We start from the raw sequence: 19325 nt of genomic DNA, 5'->3' as shown, positions 1-19325 counted from the left end.
TATCTCCGTCACTCAGTCATTTTTTGATTGTTACACGCAAGTATACTGATTACCGCAGTAACACACGATCAAAACGCCCATTTAGTTCTGGCTTTTACGGGGGGTTGCAGTTACACAATGTAGCCATCCGGCGCTGCCGATCTGTCGGGTAGTGTGCTAATTTCTCTCTGCAAACAATCAATAACAAAGAATGACGGAGGTTTCGTGGAATCCAGCCCGCTGATCTCGGCAGGTTTGCCGGTGGCGCTCTTTATCATCATGATCGGTATCGGGATGACCCTGACCGTTCGGGACTTTCGCCAGGTGGCGGTTTACCCGCGCGGCATGGTGGTCGGCACCATCGCCCAGATATTGTTGATGCCGCTGGCTGCGTTTGCGCTGGCCTACCTGTTTGGGGTGTCGCCTGCCATCGCGGTGGGGCTAGTGATTATTGCAGCCTGCCCTGGCGGCACCACATCCAACCTGTTCGTTTTGCTGGCCAGGGGTAACATTGCCCTGTCTATTGTGTTGACCGTCATAGCTAGTCTGATCACCATCATATCCCTGCCGCTTTTTACCAATATGGCCTTGCAGCACTTTATGGGCACGGCGGAGGACATCTCGCTACCAGTGGGCAAAACCATCGGCATGCTGGTGGGCATCGTGTTGTTCCCGGTGGCTCTTGGCATGATTGTGCGCACTCACAAGCCTGAGCTGGCACGTAAAGCTGAGAGTGTGGTCAGCATTTTCGGGGGCGTGGTCCTGGCGGTTCTGATTGTGGCCCTGCTGTTCGGTGTTCGTGACCAGATTGGCGATTTGTTGAAGCAGGCTGGCCCTTCAACCATCATGCTCAATGTGGTGGGCATTGTTCTGGGCCTGCTTGCCGGGCGTGCGGCGGGCCTGACTCAGCGCGAATCACTGGCCGTGGCGGTTGAGCTGGGTGTCAAGAACGCGACCATTGGCCTGATGGTTACCCTGACGCTGCTGGAATCCAGTGCCATGTCCATCCCCGCTGCCGTATACGGTGTGCTTATGTTCCCCATCGGGTTCTTGCTGGCGGTGTATGGTCGCAGCATTATTCCCAAATCCAATGTGCAGACCACCGCCGCCCAGCCAATCGATTGACATATTTGGCAGCCGCATTCCAACTATTGTTGGGTATTCAGTCGCCGGCTTAGTCGTTATGCTCAGGCCTGCGCGGATGTGATCGGGTTCGCGGCTGGTGCGTATCATGCAACTGATGGCAGGGGGGAAGTGAAGTGAAAGAGGAAGCCCAGGGGCATGGTTACTCACAGCGGTTGGTGATTGCGTTCGCCATTGTGTCGGTCATGATGCCGTCAAGCGAGTTGGTGGCACAGGTTGCGGACGAGGGCGAGGCGATTGGGGAAATCGTTCTGGAAGTGACCTCACCTCGCCTGGCTCGTGACCTTTACGATACCCCCGCTGCGGTCAGCGTAGTGGACGCTCCCGCCATCCGCCAGGGCCAGCAGCGCCTGCAACTGGACGAATCCCTCAATACCGTGCCTGGCCTGTTCTTCCAGAACCGTTATAACTTCGCCCAGAATCTGCGACTGTCGACTCGGGGTTTCGGGGCTCGCGCGCCCTTCGGTATTCGTGGTATCCGCATTCAGGTAGACGGCATTCCCTACACCCTGCCGGATGGCCAGTCGCAGATCGATGCCATTGACCTGGATTCCGCCCAGCGTATTGAGATTATTCGGGGCCCGTCCTCGGTGCAGTATGGCAATGCCGCCGGTGGCGTGCTGGATATCACCACGGCCCGTGGCGATGATTTGCCCCCCGGTGCCCGGCTGCGCCTTGATGGCGGCAGCGATGATTACCGCAAGGCCGCCATTCAGGGTAATGGCGTTCGCGGCGACACCAGTGCCATCGCAACGCTGTCCTGGATGAATGTAAACGGCCACCGGGAGCAGAGTGAGGCGGAAAAGGGCCTGTTCAACGCCCGACTTTCCCATGAGCTGGATTCCGAGAGGGAGCTGACCGCCACCTTCAACGCCTTGCATAACCCGAAAGCCCAGGACCCGGGCGGCTTGACCCTGTCCCAGGTAGAGGATGATCCGAACCAGGCTACCTTTATGGCCAATCGGCTGGACAGCGGCCAGACGGTGAATCAGCAAACCCTGGGGCTGCAGTATCAGGATGCCGCTGTATTGCCCGGTGAGGTCACCGTGAACACCTTTTACAGTCATCGGGATTTCGCCCAGCAGTTGCCTTTCCCCGGCGCCAGCCGCGTGGCCTACGACCGCCATTTTTACGGCATCAGTTCCCAGTACCAGCAAGGTTCCGAGCTGGCCGGGCGACCTTTGACCTGGGTAACCGGCGCGGATGTCCATCGGCAGTCGGATGACCGCCGGCGCTACCAGGTGTCACCCATGGGCGAGATTACCGGGCAAACCCAGGCCGAAACCCAGAACGCGACAAACGTGGCTGTATTCGCCCAGGGGGATCTGGCGCTGACGGATCGGTTGAATTTTTCACTCGGGACCCGCTGGGATCACCTGCGCCTGTCGGTCGATGATGACCGGCTTGAGGACGGAGATGATTCCGGCAGCCGGACGTTCCGGGAAGTCAGCGGCGTGGTTGGCCTGAGCTATCGCCTGGCGCCCCGGCATCAGGTATATGCCACCGTTGGTACGGCGTTTGAGTCTCCCACGTTTACCGAGTTTGCCAACCCCTCGGGTGCCGGTGGCTTTAACCCGGATGTGGAACCGCAAAAGGCGCTGAACAGGGAGATTGGTGTTCGTGGTTTATGGGGTAATTCGCTCAGCTATGACCTGGCGCTGTTCTCCATCCGGGTTAAGGATGAAATCCTGCCCTACGAACTGGATGGCCGTACCTTTTACGAAAATGCCGGCGAAACCCGCCGTCAGGGCCTGGAGCTGGGCATCGACTGGGACATTTCCTACAACTGGCGAGTCACCAGTGCCCTGACCCTGGCCGACTACGAGCTGCGGGACTTCACCGACGAGCAGGGCAATAACGCCAACGGCAATGAAATCCCTGGATTGCCGTCGACCCTGTGGGTGAACGAGGTGAAATGGCAGGGGGCGGGCGGCCGGTTTGCCGCGCTGGAAAGCCAGTACATTGGCGAGTTCTACGCTGAAAACAGCAACCAGACCGAAGTCAGCGATGTCTGGCTGCTGGGCGTTCGGGTGGGCGACCGGTTCCTGATCAGCGACCAGTCGTTCAGCCTGTACGCAGGCCTGCGGAACCTTTTGGATGAGGACTACTTCGCCAACGTTCGCATCAACGCCAACGCTGACCGAGCCGTGGCCGACCGGGGCTACTTCGAGCCGGGCCCCGGCCGTACCTTCTACGCGGGCGTGGAGTGGTCGTTCTAACCCTCTTCTTCCCGACCTTTGTGGAACTGCGTGCCGCCGCCGTCGGAATTCAACTGACAGATGGCGGACGGCACGCCGTCCGGGGTCAGCCTGAGATCGCCAATTCCGGCACCATTCCACAGGCGTTCACCGGCTTCCCGGCCTTCGGGCAGGCGCGGTGCAATGCGCATGCGCCGGCGTTTGGTAAACCAGTTCAGCGGTGACCAGGGCGCAAACAGCCAGCGGTTCAAGCGGTCCAGCCATTCCAGCAGGCTGTTGGGGAATTCGTTCTTGATGCCGCTGCTGGTGATCTGCCAGATGCGCGGGCTGTCGGTTTTGTGCCGAAGCCGAACGTCATAGGCGAAGGAATAGTGCACGTCACCGGAGAGAATCACGAAATGTTTCGGGGTTTTCGGGTGGCCGAAAATATTCAGCAACACGTTTGCGGCCCCACGATGGGCCATCCAGTTTTCCGCATCCACCATCAGCGGTTTTCCGAACCAGGTGAACACCCGCTGGATCATTTCGATCAGTTTGACCCCGAACATGGGCGCAGGGGATACCACCACGACCGCGTCTTTGCCCATCACCGCCTGCTGAAAATCGGTCAACGCCTCCCAGTCCATCAATCCGGACGGATGGCTGCGGCGCACTTCGCTGCGCCAGCGCCGGGTGCGGGTATCCAGCACCACCAGCGGCGGTTCGGTGGCCAGGGTGTAGTGCCAGTGGTGGAAGTGGAACAGGGTATCGATCAGTTCGTCCTGCAGGCCGGCATCGAGGTCTTCCCGGGGCGCTTCCGCCGGTAACAGCGCGGCACATTGCTCGATCAGCTCGTCAAATACGGCCGGCTGGTTGCCCCAGCCCTGACACAGCAGATAGCCAAGCAGGGCGTTGCCAATGATGCGGCGGGAAAACGGGTGGTCGTAGGCGGTGCTCTCCCACAGAGCCGACAGGTTCCAGTCGTCGGTGACGTCGTGATCATCGAAGATCATGTACACCGGCACGTTGGCCAGGGCCCGCGCGGCATCGGGCAGAGTGGCCCGGAACCGGTCGATGTGTTCCTGCTCCCGTCGATAGCGGGCCTGGTCATCCGGTTGGCTGACCGGCATCGCCTCGGTGACCAGTTGCCAGGGTGCCGGCGACCAGACCAGCAGGTACATGGCGAATACTTCGGCAAAACTGATCAGGTGATTACCCGCGTGGGCGGTGGTGAACACCGGTTTGCGCACGCCGCCGAAGAACTTTTCCGTCAGGTCTTCATTGAACTCTGATTCCGGCAGCAGGCGATCCCGGTGATAGTAGGTATCGGCATTGTCGGCCAGGGCACTGCTGTGGGTCAGATCGGCACCGGCAAGTGTTTCCTGAGCCAGACTCAATGCCTGCACCACCTCGTGAATGGCGTGCAGCATGGGGCCGGCGACGTCATCAGCGTAAATCTGATCGCCGGTCATCAGCAGCAGGGCGGGACGGTCGTTGGGGGAAGCGGCATTCGCCAGTTCCTGATCCACCCGAACCAGCCCATCGGTAGCTGGATGGTGAGGACGCCGGCAGGAACCGTGCAGAAGGCGGTCCAGCCGGGGTTTGATCACAAATGTTGGCCGGGTGTGGCCGTCATGACACAGGTGCGGCGCCCAGTCCTGAATGCGGCCCGCGCTGGTGCAGTCAGCGTTCGTCAGGTGCAGGTCGTAGCCGATCAAACGGGAAGCCGGTAAGGGCGTGTCCGGCTGAAAACGGATCAGATGAAGCCAGGCCAGTTGCCCGACGCGCAGCCTGGTGTGCTCTTCGGCGTTGGCCTTGCGGCTGAGAATAGGGTTGTCACCGTCGAACAGCTCGACGGTGACCGACACAGGGTCGCGGGTTACCAGCCAGAGGGTCAGGGACTCGCGATCGGTGTGGCGAAGAATTGGGCCGGCCAGCACGGCGGGAACCGTGCTGGCGTCTTGTGGGTGATATGTTGGTGTCGTCAGTGGGGTCTGACTCACATTCAGTCGTCCCGTTCTACCCGCACCGGCTCAAGGCTGTCGCTGCGGAAGTCAATTTCCAGCTCCTGGTCCCGATCGTCATCGCCTTCGACGGTGATGTTGCCGCGGGAGCTGATTTCGAATTCATCAAACCAGACCATACCATACCTTCACGACCGGCGGCGTCCAGGTAGTCCAGCACCGCGTCTGCAGACAAGCCGAAGCGTTCACGATCGTACCGGCTGCGACTTTCACGCTCGATGTTGCCGTTGTCGTCGAATTCCAGTTCAACGTACCACTGGTCGTCCAGCCAGCCTTCAATTTCCACGTCATCCTGATGGTCATCATCAAATTCGATGCTGCGGAACTCGACGATGCCATAATCCGTGCCCATTGCAACTGCGTTCTTCGCGTCGTCCAGACGGGCGTCGGCCATCGCCAGAGGGGCTGCGGTGATGCCGGCAATCAGTCCAAGCGCAGTCAATGTTTTCATATCAGTCTCCTCATTCATCAGATGTGAATCACTGACGGCGTTGCGTTTCCTGTCAGCTTGGAGGCATTCTGGAACAATCAGACTGACACCAGCGTGAGCGGTTCGTTCATGATTCATTCATTTTGCATCTGACACCATTGGACGTGTGACTAACGTTAGGATAAACAAACCCATGGCAGTATTACGCGCAATGCCCGCTGATCAGTTTACCCGCCGGATGCTGGTGGGTTGCCTGCTGGTGGCGGCGCTGGCGGTGTCCATTGTCAAAGACCTGGTGCAGTTGTACGGCGGCCAGCTATCGCTGGTCCGCTCGGAACTCGGCGGATTGAAGGTTAGCGCCTGGTTTCCCGCCAGGGCGCTGTAAGTTCCGGTTTACTCTTCGTCCACCGCTCTTGGCGGACAGTGGTGCTCTTCCACCACGGTGCCGTCGTCCACGCTTTCCAGATGCACATCAAAGCCCCACAGCCGGAGCACGTGCTTGAGCACTTCGTCGGTTTCCGCTCCCAGTGGCACCCGGTCTACCGGCACGTGGCGCAGGGTCAGCGACCGGTCGCCCCGCACGTCCACGTTCCAGACCTGAATGTTCGGCTCCCGGTAGCTCAGGTTGTACTGGCGAGCCAGTTTCTCCCGCAGGGTGCGGTAGCCGGGGTCGTCATGAATGGCGGTCACCCGGTAGTGGTCTTCCCGGTCGTCGTTCTCAATGGCGAACAGTTTCAAATCCCGCATCACTTTGGGCGACAGGAACTGCTGGATAAAACTCTCATCCTTGAAGTTGCGCATGGCGAAATGCACGGTCTCCAGCCAGTCTTTGCCGGCGATGTCCGGGAACCACTCCCGGTCTTCCTTGGTGGGGTTCTCGCAGATGCGCCGCAGGTCGGTGAAGATGGAGAAGCCCAGGGTGTAGGGGTTAATGCCGGAATACCAGGGGCTGTTGAATGGTGGCTGGTACACCACGGCGGTGTGGCTTTGCAGGAATTCCAGCATAAAGCCGTCGGTCACCAGGCCTTTCTCGTACATCCGGTGCAACAGGGTGTAGTGCCAGAAGGTGGCCCAGCCTTCGTTCATCACCTGGGTCTGGCGCTGCGGGTAAAAGTACTGTGCCAGTTTGCGCACAATCCGCACCAGTTCCCGCTGCCAGGTTTCCAACAGTGGCGCGTTCTTCTCGATGAAGTACAGCAGGTTTTCCTGGGGCTCTTCCGGGTAGCGGGGTTTACGCTTGACCGGGTCGTCGTCTTCGTCCGGTTTCGGGATGGTTCGCCACAGATCGTTGATGCGCCTTTGCTGGTATTCTTCCCGCTCTTTTTGACGCTGGGCTTCTTCCGCCGCGGAAATGGGTGCCGGGCGTTTGTATCGGTCTACCCCGTAGTTCATCAGGGCATGACAGGAATCCAGGATCTCCTCCACCGCATCCACACCATGGCGCTCTTCGCATTCGGCGACATAATTGCGGGCGAACACCAGGTAATCGATGATCGCACTGGCGTCGGTCCAGGTGCGGAACAGGTAGTTGCCTTTGAAAAACGAATTGTGGCCATAGCTGGCGTGGGCGATCACCAGGGCCTGCATGGGCAGGGTGTTCTCCTCCATCAGGTAGGCGATACAGGGGTTGGAGTTGATCACGATCTCGTAGGCCAGGCCCATCTGTCCCCGTTGGTAGCCCTTGGAGGTCTGCAGGAATTGCTTGCCGAACGACCAGTGGTGATAGCCCACGGGCATACCCACGGAACTGTAGGCATCCATCATCTGCTCGGCCGTAATCACTTCCACCTGGTTAGGGTAGGTGTCCAGGCCGAACTCGGCGGCGCACTTGGCAATCTCCTCGTCGTACTTCTGGATAAGCTCAAAGGTCCATTCTGAGCCGGTGGAAATGGGCGTTCCTGCCTTGGGTTGTTCGCTCTCCGGTGCGTTCGGGCGATCAATCAGGCTGCTCATGCCGCTTTCCTCTCGAACAACTGTCGGAATACCGGGTAAATATCGCCAGGGTCTGCAATTTGCTGCATGGCAAAACTCTGGGGAAACTGTTCTAGGATCTTCTCGTACTCGTACCAGAGCATCTGGTGGTCCTGGGGTGTGATTTCGATGTAAGAGTAGTACTGCACCAGCGGCAGAATGCTGTTGGCCAGCAGTTTGCTGCAAACCGGGGAGTCATCGTTCCAGTTGTCACCATCCGATGCCTGGGCAGCGTAGATGTTCCATTCCGCCGGTGAGTATCGGGCCTCGATGATCCGGTGCATCAGCTTCAGGGCGCTGGAAACAATGGTGCCGCCGGTTTCCCGGCTGTAGAAGAATTCTTCTTCGTCCACTTCCTTGGCACTGGTGTGGTGGCGGATAAACACCACATCGATCTTCTTGTAGTTCTTCTTCAGGAACAGATACAGCAGGATAAAAAAGCGCTTGGCGATGTCTTTGTGCATCTGAGTCATGGAGCCGGACACATCCATCAGGCAGAACATTACGGCGCTGGTGGCGGGCTTGGGCTGCTTCTGGTGCTGGCGGTAACGCAGGTCGATCTCGTCGATAAACGGAATGCGTTTGACGTTGGCTTTCAGGCGCGCAATTTCGTCTTCCAGCACCTTGATCTGGTCTTCATGGCTGAAGGCCGGGTCCAGATCTTCAGGCGCGCTTCTCAGGACTTCCAGCTGCTTTTCCAGATCCTTGATTTTCTTCTTGCGGGCGCCGCCGAGGCCGAGCCGGCGGGCATGGGCGCCCCGCAGGGAGCGCACCACATCCAGTTTGGCGGGCACACCCTGGCTGGTGAACCCGGCGCGTACGTAACTGAAGGCTTCGGTATCCTTGAGTTTCTTGCGGGCCAGGTTGGGCAGTTCCAGGTCATCAAACAGGAATTCCAGGAATTCCTCCTGGGTGATCTGGAAGGCAAATTCGTCCATGCCTTCACCGTCGGGGCTGGCCTGGCCTTGCCCCTGGCCTTTGCCGCCACCGCCCGGGGGTTTGGGAATGGTGTCACCGGCTACCCATTCCTGGTTGCCCGGGTGTACCACTTCCCGCCGACCACCGGGACCATGGTGGAAGATGGGTTCCTGTATATCCCGGGCCGGAATGCTGACTTTCTCGCCCCGTTCAATATCCGTAATGGAACGTTTCTGGACCGCTTCGGACACCGCTTTTTTGATGTGATGGCGATAGCGGCGCAGGAACCGTTCCCGGTTCACCGCGCTTTTGTTTTTACCGTTCAGTCGCCGGTCGACTATGTGGGTCATACCCATGGGTCTGCTCCCGCTGGCCGTTAATGGGACTTACGCACACGCAGATACCACTCAGCGAGCAAGCGGACCTGTTTCTCCGTGTACCCACGTTCGACCATGCGTTCCACAAACTGTTTGTGCTTCTTCTGGTCTTCCTGGCTGGCTTTCGGGTTGAAGGAAATCACCGGCAGCAGGTCTTCGGTGTTGGAGAACATCTTCTTCTCGATCACGCTGCGCAGCTTCTCGTAACTGAGCCAGCTGGGATTCTGGCCCTGATTGTTGGCCCGGGCCCGCAGCACAAAGTTGACCACTTCGTTGCGGAAGTCTTTCGGGTTGCTGATGCCCGCAGGCTTCTCGATTTTTTCCAGCTCGTCGTTGATGGAGGCGCGGTCCAGAATTTCCCCGGTTTCCGGATCCCGGAACTCCTGGTCCTGTATCCACAGGTCGGCGTAGGTCACGTAACGGTCGAACAGGTTCTGGCCGTATTCGCTGTAGCTTTCCAGATAGGCGGTCTGGATTTCCTTGCCGATGAATTGCACATAGTGCGGTGCCAGGTATTCCTTGATGAACCTCAGGTATTTTTCCTGAATCTCAGACGGATACTGTTCCTGCTCGATCTGTTTTTCCAGCACGTACAGCAGGTGCACCGGGTTGGCCGCTACTTCGGTGGTGTCGAAGTTGAATACCTTTGACAAAATCTTGAACGCGAAGCGGGTAGACAACCCATCCATGCCTTCCATCACCCCGGCGGCGTCCCGATATTCCTGGATGGACTTGGCTTTCGGGTCGGTGTCTTTGATGCTCTGGCCGTCGTACACCTTCATCTTGGAGAAGATGCTGGAGTTTTCCGGCTCCTTGATGCGCGACAGCACCGAGAACTGGGCCAGCATGTCGAGGGTGTCTGGGGCACAGGGGGCGCCGGCCAGGGAGCTGTTTTTCAGCAGCTTGCGGTAGATCTCGATCTCTTCGGTAACCCGCACACAATAGGGCACCTTGACGATGTATACCCGGTCAAGGAAGGCTTCGTTGTGCTTGTTGTTGCGGAAGGTCTGCCACTCGGATTCGTTGGAGTGGGCCAGGATAACGCCGTCGAAGGGCACGGAACCCATACCTTCGGTGGTGTTATAGTTGCCTTCCTGGGTGGCGGTCAGCAGTGGATGCAGCACCTTGATGGGGGCCTTGAACATCTCCACAAATTCCATCAGCCCCTGGTTGGCTTTGCACAGGCCGCCACTAAAGCTGTAAGCGTCTGGATCCTCCTGGGAGAAGTCTTCCAGCATACGGATGTTGACCTTGCCCACCAGTGCCGAAATATCCTGGTTGTTGTCATCACCGGGTTCGGTCTTGGACACCCCGATCTGGTCGAGCACCGACGGGTAGCGTTTCACCACCCGGAACTGGCTGATGTCGCCACCATACTCGTGCAGGCGTTTGACGGCCCAGGGCGACATGATGTTTTTCAGGTAGCGGCCGGGAATGCCGTATTCTTCCTCCAGAATCGGGCCGTCTTCGTCCGGGTCGAACAGGCCCAGGGGGCTTTCGTTGACCGGCGAACCTTTAATGGCATAGAACGGCACCTTCTGCATCAGTGCCTTGAGTTTTTCCGCCAGGGAGGATTTGCCGCCGCCCACCGGGCCCAGCAGGTAAAGAATCTGCTTCTTCTCTTCCAGGCCCTGGGCGGCGTGGCGGAAGAACGACACGATGTTTTCCACGGCTTCTTCCATGCCGTAGAACTCGGAGAATTCCGGGTATCGCTTGATGACTTTGTTGGAAAAAATGCGTGACAGGCGAGGGTCACGGGAGGTGTCGATCAGTTCTGGTTCGCCGATGGCTATCAGCATTCGCTCGGCGGCGGTGCTGTAGGCTGTTGGGTCCTTTTTGCAGATCTCCAGGTATTCCTCAAGGGAGTATTCTTCCTCCTGAGTGGATGCATACCGGTCTTTGAAGTGCTGCAGAATGCTCATAGATGGCCCCTCGCTTGCTCTTGCTTGTTATAAAACCGCTTTAACTCACGCAATATCCCCGTTGCTGAAACGCCGCCGGTCCGGGCGGTGTGCTCTGGTTAATAGGTTGATGGGATGGTTCTGTTAAACAGGTATACGTTATCCGGAGCTTTCCGGCCTGCTTAATCTGAGCTTAGTTCAGAGTTCGGGGGTTGGACAGGTGGGGTTCACCTTAGGTTCATTAAATTATGTTACGGGGCGTATCGGATTGGTGGCCTTCTGGGCGTCCTGGGTTGGGGGGCTGACGTACACCGGGGCAGGATTTTCTTGGGCAAACTGAAACTCGCTTTGCTCAGACATTCAGTTTGCCCAAGAAAATCCTGCCCCGGCATACGTCGATCGAGACCTCGAAGGGGCCGCTTTTGGACTGCGGTGGGCCACTTATTTCTTTATTAGTGTAAACACGCTTTCTGCGGCGCCGTTTCTCAGGCCTCTTCTTTTGGCGAAGGGGTTGTCGTGGGCCATGTCGCGCTTCAGTACGTGGTTAACTTCGTAGTCCTCGCTATACAGCTGGAACACTTCCTCGTCGCTGACGTTGAAGGGAGGGCCTTGCATTTCGTTGCTGTCGTAATCGAGGGTGATCAGCAGGATTCTGGTGCCGTCCGGGATGATGGCGGTCAGGTGGTCCACATAGCCTTTGCGCATTTCCGGGGGCAGGGCGATGAGCGCTGCACGGTCGTAGACGAGGCGGATGTGTTTGAGGTCATCGGGCACCAGTTGGAAGAAGTCGCCGCACCAGATTTGCAGGTCGTCGTGTTTGAAGGTAGTGAAGGGTTCGCCCGGATGCACCTTGGCTTTCTCGCCGGCCTCTTCGAAGAAATCCTTGCAGGCGATGTCGCTGATTTCCACGCCAATGATGGGGTGGCCACGGTCGTGGAGCCACCACATGTCATGGGCTTTGCCGCACAGGGGCACGAACACGGCTTCGGTGCCCTGGCCGGCCAGCTCCGGCCAGTGGTCATGCAGGTACTGGTTTACCGTGCCCTCGTGGAAGCCGATTTGGCTCTTTTCCCAGCGTTCGTGCCAGAATTCGTGTTCCATGGTTTGCCTCCCTGAGTTTGCTCGTTTTACTCAGTCTACCTTAATCTGTGCGGTTCTTGAGTTGGGAGAAAAGTATGAAAGCGGTGTTTCTTGATAGCCAGACCCTTGGCAGTGATGTGGATCTGTCGCCGATTGAGCAGGTAACCGGTGGCCTGACCTGTTATGACCGAACCTCGCCCGAGCAGGTTGTGGAGCGGATTCAGGGTTTTGATACGGTGCTGGTGAACAAGGTGGTGCTGGGCAGGGAGCATTTCGACGCCTGCCCGGAGCTGAAGACGATTGCGGTGGTGGCCACGGGGCTGAACAACATTGACCGGGCGGCGGCAAAGGAGCATGGGATCACCGTGATGAACGTGACCAACTATGGCCGTTCCACCGTGGCCCAGCACACCATGGCGCTGATTCTGGCGCTGGCCACGCGGTTGCTGGATTACAATCGGGATGCCCGAAATGGTACCTGGGGTAAGAGTGATATGTTCTGCCTGATGGACTACCCGATTATGGAGCTGGAGGGCAAAACGCTGGGTATTGTCGGTTATGGCGACCTGGGGCAGGGTGTTGTGGAACGGGCAAAGGCCTTTGGTATGAACATTGTGCTGGGTTGTCGGCCAGGGCAGCAGCCCGGAGAGGTCGATGGCTATTCCCGGGTTCCGCTGGACGACCTGTTGGCGCAGGCCGACGTACTGTCTCTGCACTGCCTGCTGACCGATGACACCCGGAATATGATTGGTGAGAGGGAACTGGGGTTGATGAAACCCACAGCGTTGCTGATCAACACCAGCCGGGGAGGTCTGGTAGATGAAGCGGCGTTGGCGAATGCCCTGCGCAACGGTCAGATCGCCGGGGCCGGGTTTGATGTGCTGACTGAGGAGCCGCCACGCCACGGGAATCCATTGCTGGCGGAGGATATTCCGAACCTGATTCTTACCCCCCACTCCGCCTGGGCCAGTCGTGAGGCCCGTCAGCGAATTGTGGGGATTACCGCAAGGAATCTTGCGTCACGGGCATGATCTGCCGGTTCCGAACTCATTGGCTAGAGAATCGGCTTGTTAACAGCCGGTTGGCTGATAAGCTGTAGAAAACACTGACAAGCAGGATCTTGCGTGGCATCAATTCAAACCAAAGAGCGGCTTCAGGCGGCGGAGAAGTGGATTCTCGCCAACCCCAATCCACCGCAGAAATGGCCCTGGACCTGGCTCTATAAAACCGGGCGTTCTGTGTATGCCGTGGCTAGGGATGTCATCAGCGGGCAGCTGACCCTTCACGCCATGAGCCTGGTCTACACCACCTTGCTAAGCATTGTGCCCTTGCTGGCTCTGAGCTTTTCGGTGCTTAAAGCGATGGGTGTGCACCAGCGCATGGAGCCCTTGCTATACCAGTTTTTTGAGCCGATGGGCCCCCAGGGCATGGAGGTTGCAGAGCGCATCCTGGGTTTTGTCGATAACATGAGAGTTGGCGTGTTGGGCTCTGTGGGCCTGGCGTTGCTGGTGTACACCGTCATCTCGCTGGTCCAGAAAATCGAACGTTCGTTCAATATGATCTGGCGCGTGCCCGAGATGCGATCCATGGCCCAGCGCTTCAGCAACTATCTGAGCGTGATCATGGTTGGCCCACTGCTGATGGTCTCAGCCATTGGCGTGACCGCCACCATTTTTTCATCCAACGTTGTGCAGCGGTTCATGGAGATTGAACCGTTCGGTTCTTTGATTGTGATGGTCAGCCGCTTCACCCCGTTCTTCCTGGTGGTGGGGGCCTTCACGTTTGTCTATGTGTTCATCCCCAATACCCGCGTAAAGCTGCGTTATGCGTTCATTGCTGGTTTGATAGCAGGGGTCTCCTGGCAGGCGGCGGGCATGCTGTTTGCGTCCTTTGTGGCCAATTCGACCAAGTACGCGGCGATCTATTCGGGGTTCGCGGTGGGCATTATTCTGCTGATATGGACCTACCTGAACTGGATGATCCTGCTGCTCGGCGCCAGCCTGGCCTTTTACATGCAGAATCCGGGGTCTGTGGCCAAGCGTCAGAATGTGCAGCTGGCGCCGGAGTTGCAGGAACGGGTGGGCCTGGCGTTGATGTGGATGGTGGCCAAGCCGTTCAGCCTGGGGCAGCCTGCACCGCAGCAAGAGGCACTGGAGTATGAGCTGCGTGTACCTGGGGAGGTTACACGGAGCATCAGTGACAAGCTGATTCGCGCCGGACTGTTGAGTCTGGCGGGGCGCAATGGTGATCAGTTGGTACCCGGCAAGGCATTGCACCTGATCACAGTCGGGAGTGTGCTCCAGGCCATCCGCCGGGATGAGGACCGGGTTGTTGACCGCCTTCCAAGCAGTGCCATGCCGGTGCAGCTGAGAGATCTGGTGGGTCACGGTAAGGATGTCAGTTTCGCGGAGTTGCTGGCTGGCGGGGAAGATTCCCCAGACAGCGCCACGGATGCCTCGAAGGTGTCAGGCGTCAGCTTTTGAGCTTTTGCCTTCCTGTAGCATCCTGAGCACGGCCTTGCGCACCGGGGTGACCTGCTCCGGTGTCAGGTGCACGATTTGAGCCAGCTTGTCTTCCGGCAAATTGCGCTGGCGAGCATGGCGCAGTACTTCACGGGTTCCCAACAACAAGCCATCGGTGAGCGCCGAATGGGCTTGCCTGGGCGCCGGGCGTTCGGCCGAGAGCAGCCAGGCATGATATTTCGGCGGCAGGTTCCAGACATTGGCCAGCAGTTGGCAGGCTGCCCATTGATGTCGGATCAGGGCTGTCCTCAGAACCGCTGGCTCTGGCTCGCTGCCGGCACTCTGAGCCCGGTAGATGCGGCCAAGCTCCCGGCGAATGGTAATATAGGCAAGTGCCGGCAGCAGCCCCACCATGAAATGGGCACTGGTGTCGTCGCGGTGAATGCGGGCAATCAGTTCCGTTGCCCGGGCGCAGGTCAGCCCCCAGCGCCAGGCACGCTGTGCAAACAGGGCTTCCCGACTGTTTCTTGCCGCCATCATCGGGCGCATGACCGCCGCTGAAATGACGTTCCGGATGCCATCCAGCCCCAATACAAATACGGCTTGATCCACCGACTCTATGGTGCTGTCACCGGGCCGGAAGTAGGGGCTGTTGGCTACCTGAAGGAGTTGGTCTGTGAGCGACGGGTCACTCAGGATGATGTCGGTAATCTGCTTGCGGTCGGTTGTTTCGTTAGACAACGCCCGCATCAGCATGGGCAGGCTGCCGGGCCTGCGCGGTAGCTCTTCCATCTCACTGGTGCGCAGGCGGCGCTCCAGTTCGGTCAGTATTTGTTCTGCCCCGGCGGGTTCGGATCGGAGCATGGCCGGAGAAGCGTCAAGCAGCCAGCAGAACAGGTGATCTTCCAGCTGTTTGACAACTACGGCGTCTGAAGCGTGTTGTTCGGGGCTGTGACTTTGCGCCGGGTTAAACAGGCGTGTCTCGGTGGCCGCCGCGGCAGGCGGCGGCGTCGCAAACAAGCCTGATATCCAGGAAAAAAAGCCCGGCATCCATTGCCTCCGATTTAACGTGTATTTAAAAGTGACCGTTCACCGGATCAGTATAGTGGCGTTATGCAACCCTGCACAGTCTTGTGTGGCTTCAGAAGAAGGCTTCTCCAAACACGAATACCAGTTGGCACACACCGGCGACGAAGCCCAGAAAAGCCCCAACCAGAATCAGTTTGATTTCGTCTTCCTGGAAACAGGGGCGCAGCAGATCCTGGAATTCTTCTGATGACAGCGCAATCATCCGCTCAACCATGATCGATTCGACGGCGCGGGCACGGTCCTGCTCGAACACAGGGTTGTTGAAGGAGCTTTGGGAGATCTGGATGGCTTTCTCGCCCACCTGATTTTTCAGGGTGGCAAAGCCGGTCGGGCCGAAGGCCATCTGGGTCAGGGCTTTGCCCATGCCAGCGGTTTCATCCACCAGAGGTTTGATGTGTTTCTTGACCATATTACGGGCACGGTCGCCCTTGGGGCCTTCAAGTATGGAGTTGATGATGTTGCCCACGGTGAGGATTTCATGGGTCACGATGTGACAGAAAGACTCGGCAACTTCCGGCTGACGCTTGAGAAACAGGCCCTGGAGCCGAAGTGGGCCCACTTTGTGTTCATGAAGTGGTCGGAAGATCACGTTCAGGGCAATCCAGTTGGTGGCCCAGCCCACCAGAAGGCCGAACAGGGGCAGTACCCAGATGGCGGGGTAGAAGTACCAGACGGCCATCTGGATCAAGCCGAACAGGAAACCGAAGTAGAGGCCGGAGTTGATGATGAAGCGGAACTCTACGTCGCCGCATTCCAGGAAAATGCGGTTGAGCAGTTTTTTGTCGCGAGCCAGGCGCTCGATGACCATGCCTTTGATGTCCAGCAGGTCTTCGATGTTGTCTGAGATGTCGTCAACCAGGTTGTCGACCAGTTGGGGTGTGGACTTTCGAACCCTGTCGTAGACCATTTTGCGGGCGGATGCTGGCAGGTTTTCCCAGAAGGAGGGGTATTCCCGGAGCATGAGTTCGTCTACGTATTCTTCGATGCGTGGGTCGACGGTGTAGATGATGTGGGCGGCCAGGACTTTGGGGTCGATCTGGTCGAAGATTTCCTGGACGGTGCCGATTTTGGAAATGGTGGCATCGACGCTGATGGCGGCCATCTTTCTGGCTTTGGACGGGATGATGCCTTGCCAGCCCAGGAGCGGTGGTTTACCAATGAATTCAAGGGGGTAGAAGGTCATTTTGATGGCGAGCCAGTTGGTGCTCCAGCCGATCAGGGCCGCTATCACGGGGATGCTGAGGTATTGCCAAAACTCTGGATTGGTAAGTAGATCTGTCATCCTGGGCTCGCGAATCTATTTATTTTTACCTGGTCCTTGGTGCCCGGCAGCGGGTTGCGGAGAGGCTTTCCAAAACACGCTGTGAATACGTCCTTGTACGCTCCGCTCCGCCATCCATGGCTCCGCAGGGTTTTGGAAAGCCTCTCCGCAACCCGCTGCCCCTAAATCGGCAATGGCTTCAGGCTTTTTTGTCAGACAAGGATAATGTTGGTCGGGGCCAGATCTGTCAATGACTGCGATGCCCGCAGGTTTGCCAATCAGGGCCACAAACCTCAGCTGCCGATGTCTCCCCACAGCCACTGGCACAGCGCAATGGCAGCGACCGGGGCGGTTTCGGTGCGCAGTACCCGGGGGCCAAGGGCCACGGGCAGGAAGCCGTTTTGTTCTGCAAGGTGGATTTCATCGGCGGTCAAACCGCCCTCCGGGCCGATCATCAGGGCAACGCTGCCCGGCTTGGTGAGGGTGTTCAACGACTGCTCCGTGCGGTGGTGGAGTACCAGTTGCAGGTCGGCGGTCTGGCTGTATTGCAGCCATTCGGCAACGGTCATTACTGGCAGTATGTTCGGTACCCTCGCCCGGCCGCATTGTTCGGCGGCGCTGATGGCGACTTGCTGCCAGTGGCGCAGGCGTTTTTCTTCCCGGTCACCTTTGAGTTTTACATCGGAGCGTTCGGTGGTCAGGGGTGCGATGGTGGTGGCGCCCATTTCGACCGCTTTCTGCACCGCGTAATCCATCCGGTCGCCTTTGGATAATGTCTGGCCCAGGATGATGTTCAGGGGAGATTCGGTGTTGTTGGTTTCCGCCCCGGTTATTTCTACCTGAACGTTTTTCTTGCCGGCCTGGGTGATGGTGGCGGTGTAGTCCTGGCCGTCGCCGTTGAACAGGCGCAACTCCTGGCCTGGCTGCATGCGCAGTACCCGGCCCACGTGGTTGGCGGCGTTTTCGTCAAGCTCGCAGAGACTGCCCGCCTGGAGTGGGCTGTCTGTGAATATCCTGGGTATGCGCATGGGCTGCCCTCAGCCTTTTACCGCGATGCCGATGCCTTCGGTCGCTACCTGTGCCAGGTGGCGTATCTGGTCTTCGGTGATGACATACGGGGGCATGAAGTACACCACGTTGCCCAGGGGCCGTAGCAGTGCCTGGCGGGTGAGGGCGTGTTGGTAGACTTTCAGACCCCGGCGTTCCTGCCAGGGGAACGGGGTTTTACTGGCTTTGTCTTTAACCATTTCGATGGCCAGGGTCATGCCGTGCTGGCGGATGTCACCGACGTTGGGGTGGTCGGCCAGGTGGGCGACGGATTCAGCCATGCAGCGGGACAGCTGGCGGTTGTTTTCGATGACGTTTTCGTCCCGGAAGATGTCCAGGGTGGCCAGGGCGACGGCGCAGCCGATGGGATTGCCGGTGTAGCTGTGGCTGTGCAGGAAGGCGCGCAAGGTTTCGTAGTCGTCGTAAAAGGCGTTGTACACGGTTTCGGTGGTCAGCACGGCGGACAACGGCAGGTAGCCGGCGGTAAGTCCCTTGGACAGGCACATGAAATCCGGGGTAATGCCGGATTGTTCACAGGCGAACAGGGTGCCGGTGCGACCAAAGCCCACGGCGATCTCGTCGGCAATCAGGTGCACGTTGTAGCGGTCGCAGGCTTCCCGGAGCTTGGTGTGGTATATCGGATGGTGCATGCGCATGCCGCCGGCGCACTGGATCAGGGGCTCGACCACCACAGCACAGATTTCATCGTGCCGTTCGGCCAGCAGTTTCTCCATGGCCTCGAACTGGCGCAGGGCATAGTCTTCGTCGGTTTCACCCGGTTCTTTGTTGTAGGCATCGGGGGATGGGGCGGTAAGAACCTCCATCAGCAGCGGCTGATAGGTGTCTTTATAGAGCGCCACATCACCGAGCGCCAGTGCACCCAGGGTTTCGCCGTGGTAGCTGTTGCTGAGATTGACGAAGTTTTTCTTGCCGGGCTGGCCCAGGTTTTTCCAGTAGTGGTAGCTCATCTTCAGGGCAGCTTCGATGGCGGATGAACCGTTATCCGCGTAGAAGCACTTGCTGAGCCCTTCGGGCGTGACTTCGATCAGGCGCTCAGACAGGCTGACCACCGGTTCATGGGTAAAACCGGCCAGAATCACGTGTTCCAGCTGGCCAATCTGTTCCTGGATAGCGGAGTTGATCCGCGGGTTGGCGTGGCCGAACAGGTTCACCCACCACGAACTGACCGCATCGATATACCGGTTGCTCTCGAAGTCTTCCAACCACACGCCTTCGCCGCGCTTGATGGGAATCAACGGCAGGCTTTCGTGGTCTTTCATCTGGGTGCAGGGGTGCCACACGGATTTGAGGTCCCGTGCGACCAGATCAGCATTACGCATCGTGTTCTCCTGTCTTCCCGGCTGGGGCATTTTGTTTGAGACCGCCCATGATACTTCCCGGAGCGCTCGGTTAACAGCGCCCCGGTTGTGACCCAGAACAGCGGTGGCGTGTGAACCAGTCGGATG

15 protein-coding genes are annotated in these 19325 nt (G+C 58.4%); 5 read left to right on the top strand and 10 right to left on the bottom strand.

What is annotated here, in order from left to right; translation table 11 throughout:
- Nucleotides 1–204 precede the first annotated feature (204 nt).
- Nucleotides 205–1104 (top strand): bile acid:sodium symporter family protein, encoded by a 900-nt coding sequence (locus ASQ50_RS06545; protein WP_058092711.1) that lies wholly within the window; start codon nt 205–207, stop codon nt 1102–1104.
- A 134-nt stretch (nt 1105–1238) separates the two neighbouring features.
- Nucleotides 1239–3341, top strand: coding sequence for a TonB-dependent receptor family protein (locus ASQ50_RS06540; protein WP_227510193.1), 2103 nt, complete (start codon nt 1239–1241; stop codon nt 3339–3341).
- Here ASQ50_RS06540 and ASQ50_RS06535 read toward each other — a convergent pair.
- Together ASQ50_RS06535 and ASQ50_RS06530 are read right to left on the bottom strand one after the other, a co-directional pair.
- Nucleotides 3338–5239, bottom strand: a complete 1902-nt coding sequence (locus ASQ50_RS06535) for an alkaline phosphatase D family protein (RefSeq protein WP_058092712.1) — start codon at nt 5237–5239, stop codon at nt 3338–3340. The two genes, ASQ50_RS06540 and ASQ50_RS06535, sit on opposite strands and share 4 nt — an antisense overlap.
- Nucleotides 5240–5318: 79 nt before the next feature.
- On the bottom strand, nt 5319–5774 hold the full coding sequence (locus ASQ50_RS06530) for a hypothetical protein (protein ID WP_156471756.1): 456 nt from the start codon (nt 5772–5774) through the stop codon (nt 5319–5321).
- 172 nt (nt 5775–5946) lie between these two features.
- On the opposite strand from ASQ50_RS06530, the gene ASQ50_RS20955 reads away from it, so the two are divergent.
- On the top strand, nt 5947–6138 hold the full coding sequence (locus tag ASQ50_RS20955) for a hypothetical protein (RefSeq protein ID WP_156471757.1): 192 nt from the start codon (nt 5947–5949) through the stop codon (nt 6136–6138).
- A gap of 8 nt (nt 6139–6146) precedes the next feature.
- On the opposite strand, the gene ASQ50_RS06525 is transcribed toward ASQ50_RS20955, so the two are convergent.
- The 4 genes from ASQ50_RS06525 to tmpT all read right to left on the bottom strand — a co-directional run bounded on the left by ASQ50_RS06525 (nt 6147) and on the right by tmpT (nt 12021).
- Complete coding sequence (locus ASQ50_RS06525) at nt 6147–7706, bottom strand: SpoVR family protein (RefSeq protein ID WP_058092714.1); 1560 nt, start codon at nt 7704–7706, stop codon at nt 6147–6149.
- Entirely contained in the window at nt 7703–8992 is a 1290-nt protein-coding gene (locus ASQ50_RS06520; RefSeq protein ID WP_227510196.1) for a YeaH/YhbH family protein, read from the bottom strand. Before ASQ50_RS06520 ends, ASQ50_RS06525 begins: the two co-directional genes overlap by 4 nt.
- Before the next feature lie 26 nt (nt 8993–9018).
- Nucleotides 9019–10941: a PrkA family serine protein kinase gene (locus ASQ50_RS06515; protein WP_058092716.1), complete on the bottom strand. Its 1923-nt coding sequence runs from the start codon at nt 10939–10941 to the stop codon at nt 9019–9021.
- Nucleotides 10942–11361: 420 nt separating this feature from the next.
- Entirely contained in the window at nt 11362–12021 is a 660-nt protein-coding gene (gene tmpT, locus ASQ50_RS06510) for a thiopurine S-methyltransferase (RefSeq protein WP_058092717.1), read from the bottom strand.
- Nucleotides 12022–12095: 74 nt separating this feature from the next.
- Between tmpT and ASQ50_RS06505 the strand changes: the two genes are divergently transcribed.
- Both ASQ50_RS06505 and ASQ50_RS06500 read left to right on the top strand, forming a co-directional pair.
- Nucleotides 12096–13031, top strand: a complete 936-nt coding sequence (locus ASQ50_RS06505) for a D-2-hydroxyacid dehydrogenase (RefSeq protein WP_058092718.1) — start codon at nt 12096–12098, stop codon at nt 13029–13031.
- 93 nt (nt 13032–13124) lie between these two features.
- The gene (locus ASQ50_RS06500; protein ID WP_058092719.1) at nt 13125–14483 is read left to right on the top strand and encodes a YihY/virulence factor BrkB family protein; all 1359 of its coding nucleotides are present in this window, start codon (nt 13125–13127) and stop codon (nt 14481–14483) included.
- On the opposite strand, the gene ASQ50_RS06495 is transcribed toward ASQ50_RS06500, so the two are convergent.
- The 4 genes from ASQ50_RS06495 to ASQ50_RS06480 all read right to left on the bottom strand — a co-directional run bounded on the left by ASQ50_RS06495 (nt 14466) and on the right by ASQ50_RS06480 (nt 19199).
- The gene (locus ASQ50_RS06495) at nt 14466–15512 is read right to left on the bottom strand and encodes an HDOD domain-containing protein (RefSeq protein ID WP_058092720.1); all 1047 of its coding nucleotides are present in this window, start codon (nt 15510–15512) and stop codon (nt 14466–14468) included. The two genes, ASQ50_RS06500 and ASQ50_RS06495, sit on opposite strands and share 18 nt — an antisense overlap.
- Before the next feature lie 91 nt (nt 15513–15603).
- The gene (locus ASQ50_RS06490; protein WP_058092721.1) at nt 15604–16833 is read right to left on the bottom strand and encodes a DUF445 domain-containing protein; all 1230 of its coding nucleotides are present in this window, start codon (nt 16831–16833) and stop codon (nt 15604–15606) included.
- A 272-nt stretch (nt 16834–17105) separates the two neighbouring features.
- Nucleotides 17106–17840 carry a 16S rRNA (uracil(1498)-N(3))-methyltransferase gene (locus tag ASQ50_RS06485; RefSeq protein WP_058092722.1) on the bottom strand — a complete coding sequence of 245 codons (735 nt, stop codon included), beginning with the start codon at nt 17838–17840 and terminating at the stop codon, nt 17106–17108.
- 9 nt (nt 17841–17849) lie between these two features.
- The gene (locus tag ASQ50_RS06480) at nt 17850–19199 is read right to left on the bottom strand and encodes an adenosylmethionine--8-amino-7-oxononanoate transaminase (RefSeq protein WP_058092723.1); all 1350 of its coding nucleotides are present in this window, start codon (nt 19197–19199) and stop codon (nt 17850–17852) included.
- Nucleotides 19200–19325 lie beyond the last annotated feature (126 nt).

Origin of the sequence: Marinobacter sp. LQ44 (genome assembly GCF_001447155.2) — a bacterium.
In the GTDB taxonomy this organism is placed as follows: domain Bacteria; phylum Pseudomonadota; class Gammaproteobacteria; order Pseudomonadales; family Oleiphilaceae; genus Marinobacter.
This window is presented reverse-complemented; position numbering and strand designations above follow the sequence as displayed.